The sequence below is a fragment of the Ornithinibacter aureus genome (genome assembly GCF_009858245.1).
Lineage (GTDB): Bacteria > Actinomycetota > Actinomycetes > Actinomycetales > Dermatophilaceae > Fodinibacter > Fodinibacter aureus.
Map to the genome: position 1 here is coordinate 1,743,563 of NZ_VMSB01000001.1, position 20,229 is coordinate 1,763,791.

Here is a 20,229-nt window from a genome sequence, read left to right on the forward strand (position 1 = left end):
TGGCGAGCCGTTCGCGCTCAGCTCGATGAACGCTGACGGGGCTCGCGGTACAGCGGCGTCGATTCCCCATACTGGGCCCGCCGCACAGCCCCGGGAAGCGCACTGTCCAGGGCGCGGGCGGCATCGTCGGAACATCCCACGGTGAACTCGATCTCCTCGTCGACCTCGCAGGCCAGGCACCACATTCGGTCCTCCGGCCACACCAAGTGCGGTTCCTGATACGTCCCCTGCGCGGAGCCGAACCACGCTAGGGCGGGCGCGTCTCGGAGCTCATGGACCGGTCCGGTGAACAGCAGCATCGCTCGATGAGGGATCGGCACACGTGGCGCTGGAGGGGCCGGGGTCTCGCTCGTCCACCCCTCCCAGACCGCGGCGTACCCACGGGCGGGCGTGGCGGTGAATGCGGCGAGCGTCGCGAGCGCCAGGCGAACGGAAGGATCTTCTCCGGCCGGACCGGCACTGTCAGGCGCGTGGTCAAAGGCGACGCGCACGTAGACCTCGAAGCACGGCGGGCCGTACCGAACAAGGTCGCGCCAGTCCACGCCGAATCGAAGCAACCACTTCCCCTCGTCCGAGTTCGCCGCGGGATGGAGGTCGGTCACTCGGAGCAGTCTTCCGCAACAAGCACACCCACCGCGCCCGCTCGCCGCCGGACTCGTGCGCAGGGTCGCTCCTCGTGTCTCTGCGTCGCGAGCCGCGCGTACCCGTCAGCCGTCGACCGGTGCACGTGACCAACCTCGGTTCTACGCTTGGGAGATGCTCGACCTGGATGCCATCGACGTTGAGGAGATCGCCACCGCACTCGCAGACCAGACTGACTACGGGCGCCGCTGGTTGATCGACCCGAAGACGGGCGAGGTTGCCTTCTGGACCAGCGATTTGGGAATCGATGGGGAGAACCCGGTCGAGCTCGACGGGCTGGACCTGATCCTGATCGACCCCCTGCCGTCCTACGTCTGGTACCAGGACATGGTCGACTTCGCCGACGGCATCAGCGACCGCGGGATCGGCGAGCGCCTGCGCCGCTCGCTGGAGGGCAAGGGCGCATTCCGGCGCTTCAAGAACGCGCTCTACCAGGGACACCCCGAGCTGATCTCGGCCTGGCAGGCACTGCGCGATTCCCGGGCCCAGATCCGCGCCATCCAGTGGCTCGCGGACGAAGGACTGATCACGGAAGACGCCGCCCTACAGTTCCAGCAAGACCAGCGCGAGCCCGCTCTGCCGTGAAGCCCAGCAGTGCGGAGTCCCCCTGATCTGCGAAGTTCTACCTGCGTCCTAGCGCCGCGAGCCGGCGCGTCGCCGCTGCCGTTGAGGGGGCTCACTCATCGCATTTGAAGCAAACTCCGCTCGCGGACAAGACGTACATGCGGCACTTCGGACAGATCTCGGCCGCCTCGTCCTCGATTGGGCTACGGCGGGGTCCGGACTCGCGGCGAGTTGACAACGCGAGGATCCACCCGTCCCCGTCACGCTCGACACCTTGAGGCAGTTCCGGCGCATAGTCCGCGTGCCACCACAGGTATCCCGCAGCGATGTAGAGCAGTGCGTGCCCCTGAGTGTCAGTGGCCCGGATGTAGGCGTTGCTTTCAGTCCGCCACAGATACGCCGTCCTGGGAGCCACACGGTCCAGTTCGCGTGCCACGACCTGCCGGTCGTAGTCCGTCCAATCGCTGTTGTAGGCGATGGCCTGTGGGCGCGTGGCTGCCGATCCGCCCCGAAGCTCGCGGAGGTACGAGCCGGGCGTAAAGCTGACGTCAGGCACCGCGAACCTGCCTCCAGCGCTGGGCCTGTTCCTGGGTCAGAGCCCAATAGATCTGGTTGTCCCTGCCGACCTTGCGACCCTCGATGGCCGCCAACGGCCAGTTCCGCACGTTTGGGTAGTGCTTGGCGAGGTGTGCAGGCAGTTTGCGTGGGGCATCACGCCACTGGTTAAGGGTCATGCCGGACTCGTTGCAGACCTGCTCCGTTGAGATAAACGGAAAAGGGTCGTCGATGTGTTTAAGGCAAGCGTCCATGGCGAGCGCCCATCGCCTCGCGGTCTCGAAACGGGTTTCGGGATCAGCAAGACGCTCGAGGTCCTCTAGTTCCCACGCGATCTGACTCTCCAGCGCGGCGGCGGCAGTACGCGCATATTGGTCGCCGTCGGGGGTGTTCAAGGTTTGGCTCGTTGGTCCCACAACGGCTATCGCCGGCAACTCTGATGCCCCGGAAGCGCCCCGAGCCCTCGCGCGCTCAGCCACCATGGCCGTGATCTCGTGGTAGTCCTCGATGTCGACCAGCACTGGTATCCAAGACCGGGCCATGCCAACTCCTCTGATGTAACCCATTGATGTTGTCCGCAACAATAATGGGTTACAAGGCGGCCCGCAAGCCTGAGCCCGTGTGCGGCTAGCAGGTGCGAGGCCAGACATCCGGCCAATCCCTGGAGGTGCGTCACTGCGCCGCTGCGGCCAGAGGCCCCACGAGCGTCACAGCATGCGTTTGACCCTTGGGCTCGGGCAGCTTGTCCTGCGGCGGTGTCGGATGTGCTGAGTAGTCTGGGAGGGCAGTGAACGAAGCTGCCCGTGAGGGAGATTGGGCGATTGGATGGGTGAGATCGGCCAGCGGGACCCCTGGGAGTCCGCGGTTTCAGCGCAACAGGAGGGGCTCGCCGGCCTGCCGCCGCGCCGGATGCTAGCTCGCGTCGAAGCCATGGCGAAAGCGGATGCCTACTTTCGCGATCAGGCAATGCCCGACGTGGCAATCTCGGCGACACCTAACCCGCTCCAGGGACTCTGGATCGTTGGGCATCACGACCCTGACCGTCCCGATGAGGTACTCGTAGGCAACGGGCCTCTTGTGGTCCCCACGGAGGGCGAGGTCTACATGTCCGGGTCCGCCCCGCCCTGGCCCGAGGAGACTGGCCTGGAGGAACCCGAAATCTGGGCTTTCGAGCGCGGCGAACCACTCCTCCCGGATGACTGGGGTGATCGCCTCGCAGGGGAGTTCGAGAAGGAGTACTGGTCGAAGCTCCTCGAGTTCGTGGGCGATGAGCGGGGCAAGCACGAGGTCTACCCGCCGCCGTCTCAGACCTTCAGGGCATTCGAGCTGACCTCCTTCGACAACGTCAAGGTCGTGATCCTCGGACAGGACCCCTACCCGAACCCGGGCGAGGCGCATGGGCTGGCCTTCTCGGTCCCAGTCGGCGTCGAGAAGCCTCCCTCGCTCAGGAACGTCCATGCGGTGCTGGAATCTGATCTTGGTGGGCACGCTCCGGCACACGGCAACTTGGAGGCCTGGGCAAACCAAGGGGTCCTCCTGCTGAACACCGCCCTGACCGTGCGGGCCGGCTCGAAGCAAGACCACCTGGTTCACCGACGCTGGCGGTGGGAGCGACAGGGATGGGCCACCTTCACGGACGCTGTCATTGACGCCATCAACGCCAAGCCAAAGCGGGTGGTGTTCATCTTGTGGGGTGCCGACGCCAAGCGGAAGGCCAAGCGCATCACGGCACCTCACATCGTCATCACCTCCTCCCACCCCTCCCCGCTCGGGGCCTACCGTGGCTTCCTCGAGAGCACCCCCTTCTCCGACGCAAATAGCGCACTGCCCCCGCCGACGAGGATCGATTGGTGGAGCATCGGAGGCGACCCCGCGACCCTCAGCGACGAAGGCTCTTCTGATACCAACCGCAGCGACTTCGCGCTGGCTGACCTCCTTTCAGCGACGCTGGCATCTACCGGAGCCAGCCCGGACGCGCACGAATGGGGCCGAGCGATCCTCGACGCTGTGGTGCACGTGACTCATGAGCCCGGCGGGTTCCGAGTCGAGCGTGGGTTGGTAGAGGCCATGAAGAGCACCGCCAGCCTTCTGCAAAGGGGCATCACCCCGTTCCAAGGACTGCTTGAGGCACCGCGCAGCGTTGCCGCCGTCTACCAGAAGCACCGGATCGCTCTGGGCGACCTGGTGATGGAACGAGACCAGCTTCTGAACGCAGTTCTCGGCGACCTCGGAGCCGCCGTCATGGACCAGCTGCACGGCGTGACTTGGCGTGATCTCGAGAAGCTTGGAGCGGTTCGGGAACAGGCCGACGGTGTAGGCGGAACTGGCATCGGAGCCTGACGCACGAGTAGGTCGACGTTACAAACGTGCGTCTCTTCGCCGCGAGATGAGCGTGGAGGCGTCGCTGATGTCGACTGCCGAAGGCGAATAGCGGTGACCCGGCCCAGGTCGGCATCGTCAGATCTGCTGTTCGCCGATCCAGGCGATGGCGGTTTCGATGTCACGGACGACAGGGGGTTGGGTGAACCCGCGGTCACCAAGACCAGCGACCGCGGGGAAGAAGACCTCGCGGTTGAAACCCTCGAGGCCCTCGCGGCTGTCCCACAACTGCATCACCTGCCAACCGTCCTCAACGGGTCCGGCGGCAAAGGCACGCCGGCCCTCCGGCGATGAGACGTCACCAACGGCTCCAACGACAGCCGCCCACTGCTCAGTTGTGCCGCCGGGGAAGAACGCAAGCCGCATGAATGCCATGTGCCCCACGCTAGGCGTTGAGCCGCGTCCAACAACGGCATCAGTGCGTCACTACGCCGCCTGATCGCGTCGTATGCGCCCGCCCGGATCGCGGCAAATGAGGAAACGTCCAAGCCTCGCCGTACGTGCGGCCGCTGATCGAGGTTAGCGGCAAGCAGCATCAGCGTTGAGAGCCGCCAGCCGGGACGACACAAGCGGTCGCATCGGTATGCCTGAGAAGGTTGTCCGACAGATCTGGGTCGTAATGCCATGCTGGGGGCACGTCGGAGCAATGATCAGAACCTGTGGATGGGCCTCGGCGAGGTGTCGTGAAGAGGGCGTACCTCCCGAGCAAGATCTGAAGCCCATGCAAGTCTGATCAGGGTCGGCGTTGGCGCGCCGGCTCGGGAAGGTACGCCCATGCTCAAGGTAGTCCACGAGGAGAACGAGTCGCACGAGAAGGGCACCGGGTGTGGCGGGTCGTTGCTCGACCAGGTCGTGCGTGATGGTGCCCGGCAGCTGCTCGCGGTGGCGTTGCAGGCCGAGGTTGCCGCGTACATCGAGGCCCACGCGCACGAGCGTGATGAGGCCGGTCGGCGGTTGGTGGTCCGTAACGGGTTCCACGAGCCGCGGGAGGTGACCACCGCTGCTGGGGCGGTGCCGGTGCGGGCGCCGCGGGTCAACGACAGGCGGGTCGATGAGGTCAGCGGGCAGCGGGTCCGGTTCTCCTCGGCGATCCTGCCGGCGTGGGCGCGCAAGTCCCCGCAGGTGGCGGAGGTGTTGCCGCTGTTGTACCTACACGGGCTGTCGAGCTTGGATTTCGCGCCGGCGTTGACGCAGTTCCTGGGCACCGGCCACGGGCTGTCGCCGACGACGATCACGAGGTTGACCAAGGCCTGGCAGGACGAGGCCAGGGCGTTCAACCAACGCTCCTTGGCTGAGGTCGACTACGTGTACGTGTGGGTCGACGGGATCCACCTCAAGGTCCGCCTCGAGCAGGACAAGGTGTGTCTGCTGGTGATGATCGGGGTGCGCGCTGACGGCACCAAGGAGCTCATCGCCCTGGACGACGGGCACCGCGAGTCCACCGAGTCGTGGGCGGACCTGCTGCGCTCGTGCCAGCGGCGCGGGATGAGGGCACCGGTGCTCGCGGTCGGCGATGGGGCGTTGGGGTTCTGGGCCGCGGTGCGGCAGGTGTTCCCGGGCACCCGTGAGCAGCGCTGCTGGTTCCACAAGATCGCCAACGTCCTCAACTGCCTCCCGAAGTCGGCGCAGCCGGGCGCGAAGGCCGCCCTCGCGGAGATCTGGAACGCCGAAGACCGTGAACATGCCGCCGCGGCGGCGAGGGCGTTCGCGGCGCAGTACGGGGTCAAGTGGCCCAAGGCGGCCGCGAAGATCATCGATGACCTCGACGTGCTGCTGGCGTTCTTCGACTTCCCCGCCGAGCACTGGGTCCACCTGCGCACGACGAACCCGATCGAGTCGACGTTCGCGACCGTGCGGCTGCGTCAGCGGGTCACCAAGGGCCCTGGCTCGCGCGCTGCTGGGGTCGCGATGGCGTTCAAGCTGATCCAGGCCGCGCAGGCCCGGTGGCGGGCGGTCAACGCGCCCCATCTCGTCGCGCTCGTGCGAGCCGGAGCCACCTTCGAGCGAGGGATCCTCGTCGAACGACCCGAAGACACGAGCCTCGAATCAGGAGGTGATCAGCAAGTCGCGTGACACGCCGATCCACAGGTCTTGACTATTGCTCGGCACGTCGACTCCTGGCGCCGAGAACGGAGTGTTCACATGCGTAGGTTCCTGACAGCAGCGCAGTCGAGTGGCCGATGGTTACTCCGCCAGTTGGGGCGAGTCGTCAATGACAGTCCAGCGTCCACGAGGCCGCCCGGCAGCAACTACATGCCGAACAGCAGCGGCGAGGGTGGCCGAGTCATCTCGAGCGGCGACTCCGGCGCACAGTAGGCGGACCGCGGCAGATCCGGACGTTCATTGCTGTCGAGCATGAGCATGGCTCGGCAACCTTCTCGACCGCCGGGATCGTCCTGGATACTGCGACACATGAGGCCCAAGAAGGTACGCAAGCTGCTCGCCGAAGCGCTCAAGGCACATCGGGTTGCTCGGGTGTGGCGAGACCTTGACGACTCCGGATTCACGGATGGCTTCATCATCGAGCTCACCAGCGACTGGGTAGTCATGCATGTCCTCGACGACGGGGTCTACCTCGACAGCCTGCTCATGATGAGGGTGAGGGACATCAGCACCGTCATCGATGGACACCATGGCTACATCGATCGGGCACTCCGGGGGCTGGGTCAGTCGGTCGCTGAGTTTGCCTGTCCCGAGGACGCGACGGTTCGGGACCTTGTTGTTGCCTCTGCCGATCTTCACCCGCTCTCAGCCTTCGCGCTCGGTGACGAGGGCGAGGAGCAACTCATGGTCGGCCGCCTGGTCAAGGCCGGCAAGAACCGTGTCTGGCACCACTTCTTGCGACCTGACGGGACGTGGGCAGCCGACGTCGACCGGTGGAGGTACGAACAGATCTCAAGCATCCAGATCGGCGGTCGCTATCTCGAAGCGCTGGCTCAGTTCGGAGACCCGTATCCGGGCGACGGCCCGGTTGCGGCGCCTGAACTCGGGCGCTGAGGTTACCCACAGAAACGGCTCAATCCCTCCGGCTCCTCGAAGCTGCGTGTCCGGCTGGAGCGGCCGGATCGCAATGCCGACGCCGCGGATCGACGTAGTTCACAGGACGATCCATCTGCGGCAAACGCGGACACATCGCGAGCCGGCCTACTCCAAGCCTCTGCGGCATCGGACATGAGGGCCACCGAGGTGTTGTGGAAAACTACGTTGAGTCGTCCAGATCAATGGCGAGAAGGTCAAACGGCGAAAGCGGCACCGCACAGCAGACAGTGAAGTCTGCCAGTCCGCTCCTCCGGCACTTTGATTGGCTCCCACGCATGGCATGGGGAAGTGACGATGACCATGTCGTTGGGCTCCGTTATCGGCATCGGGGGTTCCGGAGTGTGCAGCCGCCCGGTCCTGGTGACTTTGATGTTCGTGCTCTTGACGCCCTTGAACATCTTGTCAACCTCTGCATCCATCGCCTCCATGATCGTCGGCGTGGCTGCCTCCTCCGCGTATTCCAACTGCTCCCTCGTCCACCAGGAGTCCAGTCCGGCAGGCTGCCCGCACAAGGGGCAGTAGTAGGTCTCCGGGGCTGGCTGCTGTTCGGCTTCGGCATTCGCGGGACCGGAGTGCCACTTGAACTTCTGCTCGCAGTGAGGACACTCGCGGCGAATGAAGCCGTCGGCGTCCAGGGGCAGCTCCACGGGTATCGAGAACTCCATATCGCTCACCTCAATCACCGCTCACGAATTCGGTCTGCTCCAGCGGCGTACCGTCGGCGGTCTTTCCACTGATGACCACGTTGAAGTATGTCTTCCGGCTCGATCCCATCGACATCGGCATGCGGTAGAGCGCGGTAACCGACTTGCCCGCAGGGAGCTTGGGTATCGGGAAATCGGAAGCTTCCCGAAAGAGGCCTGACTCCTCGCCCTCGGCCGGATGGACATCTAGGTCGTAGACGTCGCCGGGGCCGTGGTTCGTGATGGTCACAGGAGTGGTCTTGTTGCCGCCGCGGGAGGTGACCCGAGCGGTCAACTGGGGCTGACCGGAGGCCCTCGTTGAGGGCAGTTTCCTTCCCAGTGGCAGCCCACCACCAGGTGCGACTGGAGGGGTGAGGTCCCCCCCTGTATGCCAGTCCGTGCCGTCGGTGTTCACTGCGCAACCGGCCACCCGGAGTCGCGTTGCCAGCTCTTGGCGTCGCTGAGTCGAGTTATCGAGGCGCACGACGTGACGACCGTGAATGTCGCTGAAGCTCTTCACAGTTCCGAGCTCGACGATGATAGTGCGCTGCTCGTCGCGCCCCATGGCCATTCCTGCCTCGAAGAGGACGTTGGGACGCGGCTGCATCTGTGGATCGCATTCGGGATCCCCGGGAAAGGTGAGCGACTCGTGCAGGTGGGCGATGTCATCCGGCGTCTGCAAAACGACCACCGCCTGGGCCGCGCCGAATGCTGCATCTAAGACCTCGCCGATGTACGGCGAACCCTTACCAGTCATCGTGATCGCCTGGGACCACTCAATGGGGTCCAACCCGATGGAGCGTAAGAAGTCGAACATCGCCTTTCGGGCCAACTCGTTCCGTCCGTGGATCACAAAGACCTTGCGGGGGTCCACGACGGCTAGATCATCGTTGGCCATGTAGTGCTCCCTTCTCCATCCTCAGGAAGGTACCCGTCGCCGCCGACATCCCTGCAACGGCTCGCGGCAAAGTCGGACGTCGCACCAAAGGGCGAAGGTTGTGAAGTCGACATCCTCCTAGGAGCGTGGGTCAGTAACACGCCAGTCGGGTTCCGCTGCTGAGGTGGGCGCTTGGGGGAGAATCTGGTGTGCCTGATGATGACGCGCGGGTGTTGTTCGAGTTGTGCGATGAGTCGACCGGTCGGGGCTCGGCGCCGGCGGAGCCGGCGGCGGGAGTGCCGGTGAGCAAGACGTTCCGGGCGTTCGCGCCGGAGCAGGACTTGTTGTTGCCGCCGTCGCTGGATGACTGGCTGCCGTCCGAGCACTTGGCTCGGTTTATCGCCGAGCTGGTTGATGAGCACCTGGACTTGTCCCGGATCCGCGCCTCGTACACCAAGGCCAAGGGCGCCCCACCGTACGACCCACGGTTGATGGTGCGGATCCTGCTGTACGGGTACACCACCGGGGTGCGCTCCTCACGCCAGTTGGAGGCGTCGTGTCAGGACGTGGTCGCGTTCCGGTGGCTCGCGGCCGGGGCGGGTCCGGACTTCCGGTCGATCGCGCGGTTTCGCAAGCGGCACCTGTCCGCATTGGGCCACCTGTTCGTGCAGGCGTTGGCGTTGTGCCAGGCCGCGGGGATGGTCAAGCTGGGCCGGGTCGCGTTGGACGGGACGAAGCTGCGCGCGAACGCCTCGCGGCGCAAGGCCATGAGCTACGCGCGGATGAGCGAGAAGGAGAAGATCCTCGCCGACGAGGTGTCCGAGTTGCTCGCGCAGGCCGAGGCGATCGACCAGAGCGAGGATGCCCGGTTCGGCAAGGACTCACGCGGGGACGAACTGCCGCAGGAGCTGCGGCGCCGCGAGTCGCGGCTGGCCAAGATCCGGGAAGCGAAGCAGGCACTCGAGGACGAGGCTCGGGAGCGCGCCGAGCAGGAGGCCCGAAAGAGGGCCGCCACGCGGGGTGAGGGCGAGGACACTACCGCGCAGCGGGTCGCCGACGCGGTCGCGGCGGCGGTGCCGAAACCGAAGGCGCAGCGCAACTTCACCGACCCGCAGTCGCGGATCATGAAGACCTCCGACGGGTCATTCCACCAGTGCTTCAACGCCCAGGCGGTCGTCGATGACGGCCATCAGGTGATCGTCGCGGCCGAGGTGAGCGACTGCGCCGCGGACGTTGCCAACCTGATGCCGATGACCGAACAAACCACCGTGAACACCGGACATGCGCCGGGTGAGGTGCTCGCCGACGCCGGGTACTGCTCGGCCGACAACCTGGAGCAGGCCGCCACGGTCAGCGCAGCGAGCGGGACCGAGTTCTTCATCGCCACCGGCCGCTCCAAGCACGACGCGCCGCTCCCGGCCGCGCCGCGAGGCCGGATCCGCAAGGACGCGACACCACGTGAACGGATGGCCCGCAAACTCACCACCAAGAAGGGCCGGACCGCCTACGCGCGACGCAAGGTCATCGTGGAACCGGTGTTCGGGCAGATGGCCACCCTGCAGAACGCGAAACACCTCCTGCTCCGCGGGATCGACGGCGCCCGCGGCGAGTGGCTCCTGCTCGCGGCCTGCCACAACCTACGCAAGCTGCACGGTCACATCGGCGTCGCTGGCCTGAACGGGCTCCGGACCGCCTGACCCGGCCCCCCGAGGTCACGAATCCGCCTGTCAGCGGACCTGACTCGCTCCTCAAAGGCCACTCAGGGGTTTCACCGGCGGGGATCACCCGCTCAGCTGCCCGAACCGGCCAAAACCGGCAGATCCCGGTCCGATTGCTCCACGGCACACCATGGTCCCCGTGACGGACCCGCTGGCGTGTTACTGACCCACGCTCCTAGCATGTGGACGTGGCCTATGACGCGTTCGCTGAGAGCGTCCGGTTGATCCAGTCCGAGCACCTGGAGCCCGTGTTTCGGCTGAGCCGGCGGCGTCGGTTTGCTCCAATGGCCGTTGACGTCGCGGACGACGTAGCGGTCACCCTGTTCGCTAGGAGCGTGGGTCAGTAACACGCCAGTCGGGTTCCGCTGCTGAGGTGGGCGCTTGGGGGAGAATCTGGTGTGCCTGATGATGACGCGCGGGTGTTGTTCGAGTTGTGCGATGAGTCGACCGGTCGGGGCTCGGCGCCGGCGGAGCCGGCGGCGGGAGTGCCGGTGAGCAAGACGTTCCGGGCGTTCGCGCCGGAGCAGGACTTGTTGTTGCCGCCGTCGCTGGATGACTGGCTGCCGTCCGAGCACTTGGCTCGGTTTATCGCCGAGCTGGTTGATGAGCACCTGGACTTGTCCCGGATCCGCGCCTCGTACACCAAGGCCAAGGGCGCCCCACCGTACGACCCACGGTTGATGGTGCGGATCCTGCTGTACGGGTACACCACCGGGGTGCGCTCCTCACGCCAGTTGGAGGCGTCGTGTCAGGACGTGGTCGCGTTCCGGTGGCTCGCGGCCGGGGCGGGTCCGGACTTCCGGTCGATCGCGCGGTTTCGCAAGCGGCACCTGTCCGCATTGGGCCACCTGTTCGTGCAGGCGTTGGCGTTGTGCCAGGCCGCGGGGATGGTCAAGCTGGGCCGGGTCGCGTTGGACGGGACGAAGCTGCGCGCGAACGCCTCGCGGCGCAAGGCCATGAGCTACGCGCGGATGAGCGAGAAGGAGAAGATCCTCGCCGACGAGGTGTCCGAGTTGCTCGCGCAGGCCGAGGCGATCGACCAGAGCGAGGATGCCCGGTTCGGCAAGGACTCACGCGGGGACGAACTGCCGCAGGAGCTGCGGCGCCGCGAGTCGCGGCTGGCCAAGATCCGGGAAGCGAAGCAGGCACTCGAGGACGAGGCTCGGGAGCGCGCCGAGCAGGAGGCCCGAAAGAGGGCCGCCACGCGGGGTGAGGGCGAGGACACTACCGCGCAGCGGGTCGCCGACGCGGTCGCGGCGGCGGTGCCGAAACCGAAGGCGCAGCGCAACTTCACCGACCCGCAGTCGCGGATCATGAAGACCTCCGACGGGTCATTCCACCAGTGCTTCAACGCCCAGGCGGTCGTCGATGACGGCCATCAGGTGATCGTCGCGGCCGAGGTGAGCGACTGCGCCGCGGACGTTGCCAACCTGATGCCGATGACCGAACAAACCACCGTGAACACCGGACATGCGCCGGGTGAGGTGCTCGCCGACGCCGGGTACTGCTCGGCCGACAACCTGGAGCAGGCCGCCACGGTCAGCGCAGCGAGCGGGACCGAGTTCTTCATCGCCACCGGCCGCTCCAAGCACGACGCGCCGCTCCCGGCCGCGCCGCGAGGCCGGATCCGCAAGGACGCGACACCACGTGAACGGATGGCCCGCAAACTCACCACCAAGAAGGGCCGGACCGCCTACGCGCGACGCAAGGTCATCGTGGAACCGGTGTTCGGGCAGATGGCCACCCTGCAGAACGCGAAACACCTCCTGCTCCGCGGGATCGACGGCGCCCGCGGCGAGTGGCTCCTGCTCGCGGCCTGCCACAACCTACGCAAGCTGCACGGTCACATCGGCGTCGCTGGCCTGAACGGGCTCCGGACCGCCTGACCCGGCCCCCCGAGGTCACGAATCCGCCTGTCAGCGGACCTGACTCGCTCCTCAAAGGCCACTCAGGGGTTTCACCGGCGGGGATCACCCGCTCAGCTGCCCGAACCGGCCAAAACCGGCAGATCCCGGTCCGATTGCTCCACGGCACACCATGGTCCCCGTGACGGACCCGCTGGCGTGTTACTGACCCACGCTCCTAGGCGAGGCGTGGGTTGCGTCCTATCTGAGACCTGGGTCCTGGCCAAGCGGGGCGCGAGCTGGCACATGCTCGGTGGCGGCAGTGGCTCTGCTGACGATGACCTCCTCGCCCCGCGCCCCGCCCGACTACCGGACTACCTTGGCCTGCCATGGACCGCGGGTACCGGCCTTGATCCCGGGCTGATCGTGATCGACGGCAGCGGCGGGGTCCATGACAGCCAGGGCAGAGCGGAGAGGTGGCCATGGAGCGGTCGCTGGATACGCCACGTCGGTTTGCGGACCAGCGCCGACGTCGAGTCCGTCAGCATTGATGACCGAACAGTCCGGGTGCCTTGGCACGGCCGGGTCATCCTTGCCTCGAGCAGACGTCGATCGCCACGAGTCCTCGTCAACGGCAAGCAAGGGGCTGTCCTCGGCGAAATTCGCCCCTTCGAGCCCGCAAGGTGAACCGTCGCCACCGTGAGAGAACAAGCACGGACCGCGGCAGATCCGGTTGTGTCATGCATGTTGTCCCGGCGGGCAAAGGCGCCATAGGTAGATTTCGGGCGTGAGGACATCGGAACTGAGGATCGCGTGATGACCAGGCATCGGGTGGCTGACTTCGTCGGCGTGTCAACCGAACCCCGGCGCGGGGTCGAGAAGCCAGTGGGACCCTACGAGTTCTTCACGGATGGCGGCGTCCACGTCTATCTCCACGACGCCGATTTCCTTGGCTTGGTGTGGCTGCCGAGTGGGACGTTCCGCTTCTATTTCGTTTACTCGGCTGAGTGGACACCTCCCGAGGCCCTTGCTACTCCCGTGGTCGAGCTGACGTTTTCAAAGGTGGAGGTGTCTCGGTGGGAGACCGACATGGATGTGCTGCAGGACACTGAACATGGTGGTCAGGTCTCCGACTTCGCCTGGGACGGGGCCGACGGATTCGATTTCTCGACCTTCACTTTGGATCTCTCGTTCTCGGCTGCTCGCATGGAGGCGCGTTTGCTTGAGGCCGCACCGTCCGCCCTCAGCTGAAGTGTCCCGATCCCTCGACGTGCGAGGCGCAGCAAATCGTCCGCTATTCGGCATGTGCGCGAACATCGAGGTGCGTCACTACGCCGCCTGATCGCGTCGTATGCGCCCGCCCGGATCGCGGCATTTCCGGAAACACATCGTTTGCGGCCACCGATCCGGACCGTCAGAAGTCGATACGCATCACGGCCCGGCGGGGGGTGGGTCTGGCGACTTCGATGAAGCCAGCGGCCGCGTACGTGCTGCACGTGCCCACATGCAGCTCTTCAGCGATGACGTTCGAGTGAGTCAGCGGGTACGCCTCGATGGCCCGAGCACCCCGGTCACGGGCGAAATCGACAGCCGCGCGTGCCATGGCTCGGCTGATGCCACGACGCCTGAACCCCGCACGAGCGAACAGGCAGGTCACAGCCCACACGCTGTCGTCACTCTTCTCTTCGTCGCGCCCCAGCCACGGGATACGGCTGTTGCGCACAAGCCCGCCGAATGCCGGTCTCGGCTCAACGGCACACCAGCCGACCGCTCGGTCGTCGAGGTAGGCAACCAGCCCACTCGTTTCAGCAGAGTCCGGATCACCGCAGTTGGTCTGCTCCCAAAGCCGGTGAGCACGCTCTTCGACGGGGAGAGCGTTGAACGATTCCTTAGGCCGCAGTTTGTACCGTTGGCACTGGCAGTTCGCTGCTGCGCCACGGCTGCCGAACACAGCCCGCAGGTCATCGCAGGCAACCTGGTTCGCGGCGACGATCGAGAACTGCTCATCAGCGGTCATCACGACCCAGTATGCAGTCCGTCCGCGAGCGCTCCGCTTCCAGAACGGCCCGCCAACCAGCTGTCCACTTTCGTCCGAACACACCACCGCCGTGTCCATGCTCGACCGGCTCCTGCACCACGCCACCACCGTGGTCACCAGCGGCCAGTCCTACCGCATGCTCCAGGCCCGAACCCGCACAGGAGGGCGCCCCACCACGAGCTGAACAACCCGCGAGGAGTGGGGACTTCTACTTGGCCACCAGCGGTGACCTAGGACTGGCCATTGACAAGTGTCGACCTGCGTCACTGCGCCGCCAGGCGCCGTCATTCGGGCCAGCTGCCGGCGCGTGTGGCGGCACCCCAGTGGCTCTCATGAGTGAGCTTGCGCAACCATGGCGGCATGTTTGACGCCCTACAGCTCATCGAAGATCTTCAGGCCGCGGTACAACGAGGCGACCGGGAGCGCGTGGAGGCGATGGTGAGCGACCGCATGATCTGGGTCATGCCGTTGAAGGACAACGCGCGCGGCAAGGTGCAGTGGATCGAAGCCTCCTTGGGTGTCACGTGGAACTGGTTCCGGGTTTCCGTTCACCGCGAGGTAGACCTTGGCCAGACCCGCATTGTCGAGTCTTGGATCAAGCAGTCCCGCGAACCCGTAGGTGATGAGGACTCGTCTGCGCCCGTGATCGCCGAGGGAGTAGTGGTGGACGTTTGGACCGAGGAAGACGGTGCTTGGCGGTTGGTGTCACGCCACCCGCAGCGAACCACCTGACCCCTGCAGCTGTCCTGCGTCACTGCGCCGCCTGTCCGCTCTTCCGACTGGGCGGCAGACGCGGAAGAGCGCACTTGGGCGCGACGCCACCGTGCGGGGCGCAGTCGGGGGTTCTACCGACGCCGCGCTAGATCCAAGCCACGAGTTCATCGTGTGCTGCGTGGTCCCCCAGTAGAGCACGCAGCCCGGCCGCGTCGAAAAAGTGCCAGGTTTGCGGCGGCGTGTATCGCCTCCGTGACCGCAAGTGTGACAGAGTGACGCGGTTTTGCAGGGGCGCTACATCTCGAAGGTGGACGGCAACAGCCCGGTCAGTGCCAGTGAAGTAGGCGTCGTACTCCCGCTCGGAGACCCTGGCGTCGAGCAATAGGGACGGGGTTCGAAGTGCAGACGGGGTGCTCACCTGGACGCGATCCACAGAGCCTACGGCGACAAGCGCGGACTCCGGGCTTGTCGAGTAGATGGCGATGGGCTGCCCTGCCGCGACGTGAGGACGCGTACGTCGGAGCTCAACGGTCTTCTCGCCAGACAGGATGGTGGCCACGTGCCGCGGATGGATTGAAACGACCATGAGGTCCGTGTCGGGGGCGGACAAGTCAGCGGTCACCGTCGTAGCCTCTCATCAGCAGGTCTGCCGCAAGGGGGGGCTGCAGCAGCGTCGGCCACTGTACTGAGAACGACTGACGGTGCTCTTGGTAGAGGGCGCGAAGGACTCGACCGCTGATGGGACGCCGGAACTGGTGAGTGTCTATGACGTGCAGGGCTCTCGCCATCCCCGTGGGCTCAGCGGCTTCCGCGACGTCTGCGTAGGAGTAGACGCCAAGTCGACGAAAACGTCTGTACAGGGTCTTGGGCTGCGCATCAACCGCCTCGATCAGGGTGCTGCAGGCGAAGACCTCACTGAACTTCTCGCCTGAGAGATACCAAAGGATCCGTGCTGGCCCTTGCTCGTTGCCGTTCGCCGCCCTGTAGTAGACATGTTCCATGCTGATGCCGAGCTGGTGTGGCCTCTCGAAAAGGTGGGAGGGGTATCCAAAGAGGTCGGAGCTGTACTTCGGTTTTATGGGGACAATGAACGTGGGTATCTCGGCATCGGCCAATCGAAGGGGTCGGAGTTTGTGCTCTATCGCCCGAGCTTGCTCCGCCGAAGGAATCTCAGGGAGAACTGGCCATAGATCATCACCTGGTGGGTTCAAGCCCAAAGCGCTCGCAGATCTCGCGACGATCTCGGCAACTTCCCTTGTTCGGAGCGCTCGCCGAATGGTGATTCCGATCCATCCGCTGTCCGTAGCTACAAATCCGTCATCTGTTAGCGCCTGCCCAAGGGTGGGGCCGCAGTGCTGGTCGGTTACTCGGATGACGTTCACATCGGATTTCCCTGCTGACTCCCGTACTAGGTTCACAAGTTGCGCCGCGATCGTCCCCTCGAGGGCCTGCGCCTCCACGCGCAGTAACGGAACTTCGAGAACGCCTCGATGTGGGTTTGTGCCGACAGCCGCCACGGTGTGGCCGTTTGGATCAGTAAGCACGAGACGCGAGGACTTGGGCCGGTCGCGAGCGAGCCTCGGCCCTTCACGATTGAGGGGGTGACTCACCCCCGGAATGCACCAAAGTGCCTGTCCTGCAACGAGATACTTGACTTGCGAAGGTCCAAGAATCTCGAGCTGGAAGGCACCTGGTAAGTGAAGAGTACAGCGTGGTCGGCAGGGTTGGTCGTGTCTGGGGACGGCACCGGCGTGGTGGCGCACGCAGGGAGCGTGGCGGTGCGGATGCTGGCCGACCGCACGGGTCTGACCGCAGCGTTGTCGGGGGCCCTGGCTCGGCGGGGGTTCACCCCTGGGCACGACCGGGGGCGGGTCCTGGTCGATCTGGCCACGATGGTCACCGCTGGTGGCGAGGCCATCGCTGACATCGACACGCTGCGCCACCAGCAGGGGGTGCTGGGGTCGGTCGCGTCCCCACCGACGGCGTGGCGCGCCCTGGACGAGCTAACCCCGGCATCGTTGAAGCGGGTCGCCACGGCAAAGGCGAAGACCCGGGCCCGGGTGTGGGACCTGATCCGCGGCGGGGTCCCCGCCTCGAAGGTGGCCGGGACCGTCCTGCCTGCCGACGTCATCGTGCTGGACGTGGACGCCACGATCGTGCCCGTCCACTCCGAAAAGGAGAACGCCGCGGCCACGTTCAAACGGACCTTCGGGTACCACCCGCTGGCGGTGTGGTGCGACAACACCCAGGAACTGCTGGCCGGGGTGCTGCGCCCGGGCAACGCCGGGTCCAACACCGCCGCCGACCACATCGCCGTCCTCGGCGAGGCGATCGGCCAGGTCCCCGCCGAGCACCGGCGCAACCTGCTGGTGCGCGCCGACGGTGCCGGCGCGTCCCACGACCTGGTGGACTGGCTCACCGGGTTGAACACCGCACGCAAGCACGGGCGCCGGGGTCGCGCCGTGGAGTACTCGGTCGGGTTCGCGGTCACCGAAGCCGTCCGGGACGCGATCAACCTGGTACCGAAGAAGGTGTGGTCGGTCGCCTTGGATGCTGACGGGGACGTGCGTGAGCACGCCGACGTCGTGGAGATCACCGGCCTGCTCCCGGCCACCATCCGTGAAGCCTGGCCCGATGACATGCGGGTAATCGTCCGCCGGGAGCACCCCCACCCCGGGGCGCAGCTGTCGCTGTTCGAAGCCGAGCACGGGTGGCGCTACCAGGCGTTCGCGACCAACACCACGACCGGGCAGGTCGCCTTCCTCGAAGCCCGCCACCGCGCCCACGCCCGCGTCGAGGACCGGATCCGGGTCGCGAAGGACATGGGGCTCGGTCGATTTCCCTCCCGCGAGTACGCCATCAACGACGCGTGGTTGACCGTCGTCGCGATCGCCGCCGACCTCACCGCGTGGCTGCGCCTGCTCGCACTGCCCGACCGATTGGTGGCGTGCGAGCCGAAAGCGCTGCGGTACCGGTTCCTGCACGTCCCCGCCCGCCTGACCACCGGTGCCCGGCGGCGACACCTGCGCCTGCCGGCATCCTGGCCCTGGGTCAGCGACGCCGTGACCACGTTCGCCAACGTCATGGCCATCCCCCTGCGGACCTGAACCCGAGCGCCCGTCGCTGACCACCCACCACCAGCACCACCCGGAGACCCGCACCGCAGCGCCACGCGGCCATCCACCACGCCCGAAACCACGCGGACGACCACGACTCACGTCGACCAGCTCAAGACCGCCGACCGCGGACTCTCATGAAAGAGGGAGGCGAGCAGGTCAAGCCGGTGATCAAAGTCAACTCGCCGCTCGCCTCCCCCGTGGTCGAGGAGATGCCTCACTTGGGCTCTCATCCCCGCGGTCATCTCGGTCAACTGATATCCAGTTCCGAGCAGAGCTTCCGGTGCGTACGCGGGTTGGTTCTCTTGGGCGTCGATTAGCGGCACTAGCTCGTCCACGCTGGTGACCTGGACACCTAGATCCCCAGCGATACGTTCGTATCTGCGCCGCGCAGGCCGATCTCGCGTGACCAGAACTCCGACTCCCGCGCTCACGGCGTAGGCAACATGGCGAAGGTCGCTAACGTCCTGGTCGCGCGTCAACGGCTTCCCCACCAGGCTCTGGATCCGCCTTTCCCAATCCTCGAGAACCGAGGGCTTCACCACTAGGCGCGGGTAATTGTTGGCAATCGCTCGCAGGCGCGCGCGCTCGGCAACTATTGGATTTCGCTGTATCTCGTTCAGCGTTTCGGGGCTTAGTAAGATATCTAAGCGATCTCCCTCGAAATCCTTCAGAATCTCTACCGACGGCGAACACCTGCTCCCTGCCGGAGGATGCAGGTCGATGAAGACGTTGGAATCGATCAGGACCGGCACGACCTGAGGCTTAGAACCTTGCCAAGTCATCAGGTCAGCGTGCCCGTGATCGCGCCACCACTCCGTGAGTGTCGAGCCGACGGCTCTCCTTCCGGGTCGCTCTCCGCGCGAGACGAATCCCAAGCGCGGCCACATGCGATTGACATCAAAGTCCTGCCGGCACCGGAGGCGGATTCCGCGTAAATGGGCATATCGGTCTGACAGTTCGTGAATCAGCGCACGCGCAATCCCAGAATCGCGATAGTTGGGTTCAACCACGAGCTGCGCGATTGCAACTTCGTCTCTGGGTAGACGATAGAGGACAAAGCCCATCAAGCCGTCTACTGCAGAAGTTCCGTCAGTCGCTGCGAGGATGCGACCCGCCTCCGCGTAATCATCCCAAGCCGCGAACGGCAAGTGCCCTACCGTGCTCGCAAACTGGTCACCGAGAGTCCGCGCGCGGACGAACAGGTCCGACCCCTTGGTCGGCTCGACCCAGGTAATGTCAACGCCGCCCCGAGTCACCCACTATTGGTAGCAGATTTGAGACCCTCAATCGTCAAGACTCGCAGGGAGACCATGTTCAACCAAGGCAGAGCGATCATCGGCCTATCCGGTGGGGGTCGACGCACGTCACTCGCCGCGAGAGGCGAGCACCTTGCCTAGGTTTCGTGAGACCGGGAGGTCGGGCTCGCCGGGCTCCGGCCGAGTTGACTAGCGATGCTCGTGGCGGCGGCTGACAGTCGCCTGAGACTCTTGTCGATGGTCTCGAGCCGCCCGGGCAGAGAGTCAGACGACACTTCGTACGTGGTCATCTTCACGATGTCGACGTGTAATGAGTAGGTGTCGGAGTACCGGCGACGGCCGGGTCCTCGGTAGGTCACTGACACCTTGACTTCGTCGGTGGTGGGCTCCCGGTTCTGGAGTTCTATGCTGCCTGTAACGACCTCACCTGACCACCAGATGTTTCGCAATTCCTGACCGGGAGCCAAAACGGGGATCGGCTGCGCGTACCGCCTCAGCATGAAGGGCGTCACGTACGGGCCCCCTTCGGCAGGGACAACGGGAAGGGGGTCGAGGCGGACGGCCAGGTCCCGGGCAACGGTCAACCCGGAGTTCCGCACGACAAGGTCGATGACGCTATGACTGTTGGGTCCTCGCTGAAGCTCGGCAGTGACCATCGGTCGTGAGCGTTCTCGGCTGTCTTCGGCGGTACGGAAAAGCGCGGCTACCGCCACTAGTCCCGTAACGATGACGGCGATGGCTTGCAGGCCGGCGCCGTTGTCGTTGACCCACGTCCAGATGTCCCCCAGCGGCATGAACACA

19 protein-coding genes and 1 pseudogene are annotated in these 20,229 nt (G+C 65.6%); 9 read left to right on the forward strand and 11 right to left on the reverse strand.

The window, feature by feature from the left end:
- Positions 1-17: 17 nt before the first annotated feature.
- Positions 18-602: a hypothetical protein gene (locus tag C8E84_RS08230; protein ID WP_159901151.1), complete on the reverse strand. Its 585-nt coding sequence runs from the start codon at positions 600-602 to the stop codon at positions 18-20.
- A 154-nt stretch (positions 603-756) separates the two neighbouring features.
- On the opposite strand from C8E84_RS08230, the gene C8E84_RS08235 reads away from it, so the two are divergent.
- Positions 757-1,227 carry a UPF0158 family protein gene (locus tag C8E84_RS08235; protein WP_159901153.1) on the forward strand — a complete coding sequence of 157 codons (471 nt, stop codon included), beginning with the start codon at positions 757-759 and terminating at the stop codon, positions 1,225-1,227.
- A 91-nt stretch (positions 1,228-1,318) separates the two neighbouring features.
- Here the strand turns inward: C8E84_RS08235 and C8E84_RS08240 are convergent, their stop codons facing one another.
- A complete protein-coding gene (locus C8E84_RS08240; RefSeq protein WP_159901155.1) occupies positions 1,319-1,762 on the reverse strand; it encodes a hypothetical protein in 444 nt (147 codons plus the stop codon).
- A complete protein-coding gene (locus C8E84_RS08245) occupies positions 1,755-2,156 on the reverse strand; it encodes a hypothetical protein (RefSeq protein ID WP_159901157.1) in 402 nt (133 codons plus the stop codon). The genes C8E84_RS08240 and C8E84_RS08245 overlap by 8 nt, the downstream gene beginning before the upstream one ends.
- Before the next feature lie 430 nt (positions 2,157-2,586).
- Here C8E84_RS08245 and C8E84_RS08250 point away from each other — a divergent pair, with 430 nt between their 5' ends.
- On the forward strand, positions 2,587-4,101 hold the full coding sequence (locus tag C8E84_RS08250) for a uracil-DNA glycosylase (protein ID WP_246196849.1): 1,515 nt from the start codon (positions 2,587-2,589) through the stop codon (positions 4,099-4,101).
- A gap of 117 nt (positions 4,102-4,218) precedes the next feature.
- Here C8E84_RS08250 and C8E84_RS08255 read toward each other — a convergent pair whose 3' ends face one another.
- A complete protein-coding gene (locus tag C8E84_RS08255; RefSeq protein WP_159901159.1) occupies positions 4,219-4,515 on the reverse strand; it encodes a hypothetical protein in 297 nt (98 codons plus the stop codon).
- 399 nt (positions 4,516-4,914) lie between these two features.
- Between C8E84_RS08255 and C8E84_RS08260 the strand changes: the two genes are divergently transcribed.
- Complete coding sequence (locus tag C8E84_RS08260; RefSeq protein WP_159901161.1) at positions 4,915-6,213, forward strand: IS256 family transposase; 1,299 nt, start codon at positions 4,915-4,917, stop codon at positions 6,211-6,213.
- A 339-nt stretch (positions 6,214-6,552) separates the two neighbouring features.
- Positions 6,553-7,137 (forward strand): hypothetical protein, encoded by a 585-nt coding sequence (locus C8E84_RS08265; protein ID WP_159901163.1) that lies wholly within the window; start codon positions 6,553-6,555, stop codon positions 7,135-7,137.
- Between the two features lie 236 nt (positions 7,138-7,373).
- Here the strand turns inward: C8E84_RS08265 and C8E84_RS08270 are convergent, their stop codons facing one another.
- On the reverse strand, positions 7,374-7,853 hold the full coding sequence (locus C8E84_RS08270) for a hypothetical protein (RefSeq protein WP_211675448.1): 480 nt from the start codon (positions 7,851-7,853) through the stop codon (positions 7,374-7,376).
- Between the two features lies 1 nt (position 7,854).
- The gene (locus C8E84_RS08275; protein WP_159901165.1) at positions 7,855-8,760 is read right to left on the reverse strand and encodes a TIR domain-containing protein; all 906 of its coding nucleotides are present in this window, start codon (positions 8,758-8,760) and stop codon (positions 7,855-7,857) included.
- A 281-nt stretch (positions 8,761-9,041) separates the two neighbouring features.
- Between C8E84_RS08275 and C8E84_RS08280 the strand changes: the two genes are divergently transcribed.
- From C8E84_RS08280 to C8E84_RS08290, 3 genes are all read left to right on the forward strand, one after another.
- Entirely contained in the window at positions 9,042-10,436 is a 1,395-nt protein-coding gene (locus C8E84_RS08280; protein WP_425495962.1) for an IS1182 family transposase, read from the forward strand.
- Between the two features lie 512 nt (positions 10,437-10,948).
- Entirely contained in the window at positions 10,949-12,343 is a 1,395-nt protein-coding gene (locus C8E84_RS08285; RefSeq protein WP_425495962.1) for an IS1182 family transposase, read from the forward strand.
- A 789-nt stretch (positions 12,344-13,132) separates the two neighbouring features.
- Positions 13,133-13,552, forward strand: coding sequence for a hypothetical protein (locus C8E84_RS08290; RefSeq protein ID WP_159901167.1), 420 nt, complete (start codon positions 13,133-13,135; stop codon positions 13,550-13,552).
- 163 nt (positions 13,553-13,715) lie between these two features.
- Here the strand turns inward: C8E84_RS08290 and C8E84_RS08295 are convergent, their stop codons facing one another.
- Entirely contained in the window at positions 13,716-14,318 is a 603-nt protein-coding gene (locus tag C8E84_RS08295; protein WP_159901169.1) for a GNAT family N-acetyltransferase, read from the reverse strand.
- A 357-nt stretch (positions 14,319-14,675) separates the two neighbouring features.
- Between C8E84_RS08295 and C8E84_RS08305 the strand changes: the two genes are divergently transcribed.
- Complete coding sequence (locus tag C8E84_RS08305; RefSeq protein ID WP_159901171.1) at positions 14,676-15,071, forward strand: nuclear transport factor 2 family protein; 396 nt, start codon at positions 14,676-14,678, stop codon at positions 15,069-15,071.
- Positions 15,072-15,664: 593 nt separating this feature from the next.
- Here C8E84_RS08305 and C8E84_RS08310 read toward each other — a convergent pair.
- Complete coding sequence (locus C8E84_RS08310; RefSeq protein WP_159901173.1) at positions 15,665-16,663, reverse strand: hypothetical protein; 999 nt, start codon at positions 16,661-16,663, stop codon at positions 15,665-15,667.
- An 87-nt stretch (positions 16,664-16,750) separates the two neighbouring features.
- On the opposite strand from C8E84_RS08310, the gene C8E84_RS08315 reads away from it, so the two are divergent.
- Entirely contained in the window at positions 16,751-18,160 is a 1,410-nt protein-coding gene (locus tag C8E84_RS08315) for an IS1380 family transposase (protein ID WP_159901175.1), read from the forward strand.
- A 107-nt stretch (positions 18,161-18,267) separates the two neighbouring features.
- Here the strand turns inward: C8E84_RS08315 and C8E84_RS18045 are convergent, their stop codons facing one another.
- From C8E84_RS18045 to C8E84_RS08325, 3 genes and pseudogenes are all read right to left on the reverse strand, one after another.
- Complete coding sequence (locus tag C8E84_RS18045) at positions 18,268-18,924, reverse strand: PIN domain-containing protein (RefSeq protein WP_246196850.1); 657 nt, start codon at positions 18,922-18,924, stop codon at positions 18,268-18,270.
- A gap of 111 nt (positions 18,925-19,035) precedes the next feature.
- Positions 19,036-19,428, reverse strand: a pseudogene (locus C8E84_RS18535) (GNAT family N-acetyltransferase); the annotation flags it as partial.
- 137 nt (positions 19,429-19,565) lie between these two features.
- Positions 19,566-20,222, reverse strand: a complete 657-nt coding sequence (locus C8E84_RS08325; RefSeq protein ID WP_159901179.1) for a hypothetical protein — start codon at positions 20,220-20,222, stop codon at positions 19,566-19,568.
- Positions 20,223-20,229: the final 7 nt, after the last annotated feature.

Bases quoted from the DNA above. Each gene is read 5' to 3' on its own strand.
- C8E84_RS08250 (WP_246196849.1), top strand. From the start codon at position 2,587: ATGGGTGAGATCGGCCAGCGGGACCCCTGGGAGTCCGCGGTTTCAGCG.
- C8E84_RS08235 (WP_159901153.1), top strand. From the start codon at position 757: ATGCTCGACCTGGATGCCATCGACGTTGAGGAGATCGCCACCGCACTC.
- C8E84_RS08260 (WP_159901161.1), top strand. From the start codon at position 4,915: ATGCTCAAGGTAGTCCACGAGGAGAACGAGTCGCACGAGAAGGGCACC.
- C8E84_RS08295 (WP_159901169.1), bottom strand. From the start codon at position 14,318: ATGACCGCTGATGAGCAGTTCTCGATCGTCGCCGCGAACCAGGTTGCC.
- C8E84_RS08265 (WP_159901163.1), top strand. From the start codon at position 6,553: ATGAGGCCCAAGAAGGTACGCAAGCTGCTCGCCGAAGCGCTCAAGGCA.
- C8E84_RS08275 (WP_159901165.1), bottom strand. From the start codon at position 8,760: ATGGCCAACGATGATCTAGCCGTCGTGGACCCCCGCAAGGTCTTTGTG.
- C8E84_RS08255 (WP_159901159.1), bottom strand. From the start codon at position 4,515: ATGGCATTCATGCGGCTTGCGTTCTTCCCCGGCGGCACAACTGAGCAG.
- C8E84_RS08325 (WP_159901179.1), bottom strand. From the start codon at position 20,222: ATGCCGCTGGGGGACATCTGGACGTGGGTCAACGACAACGGCGCCGGC.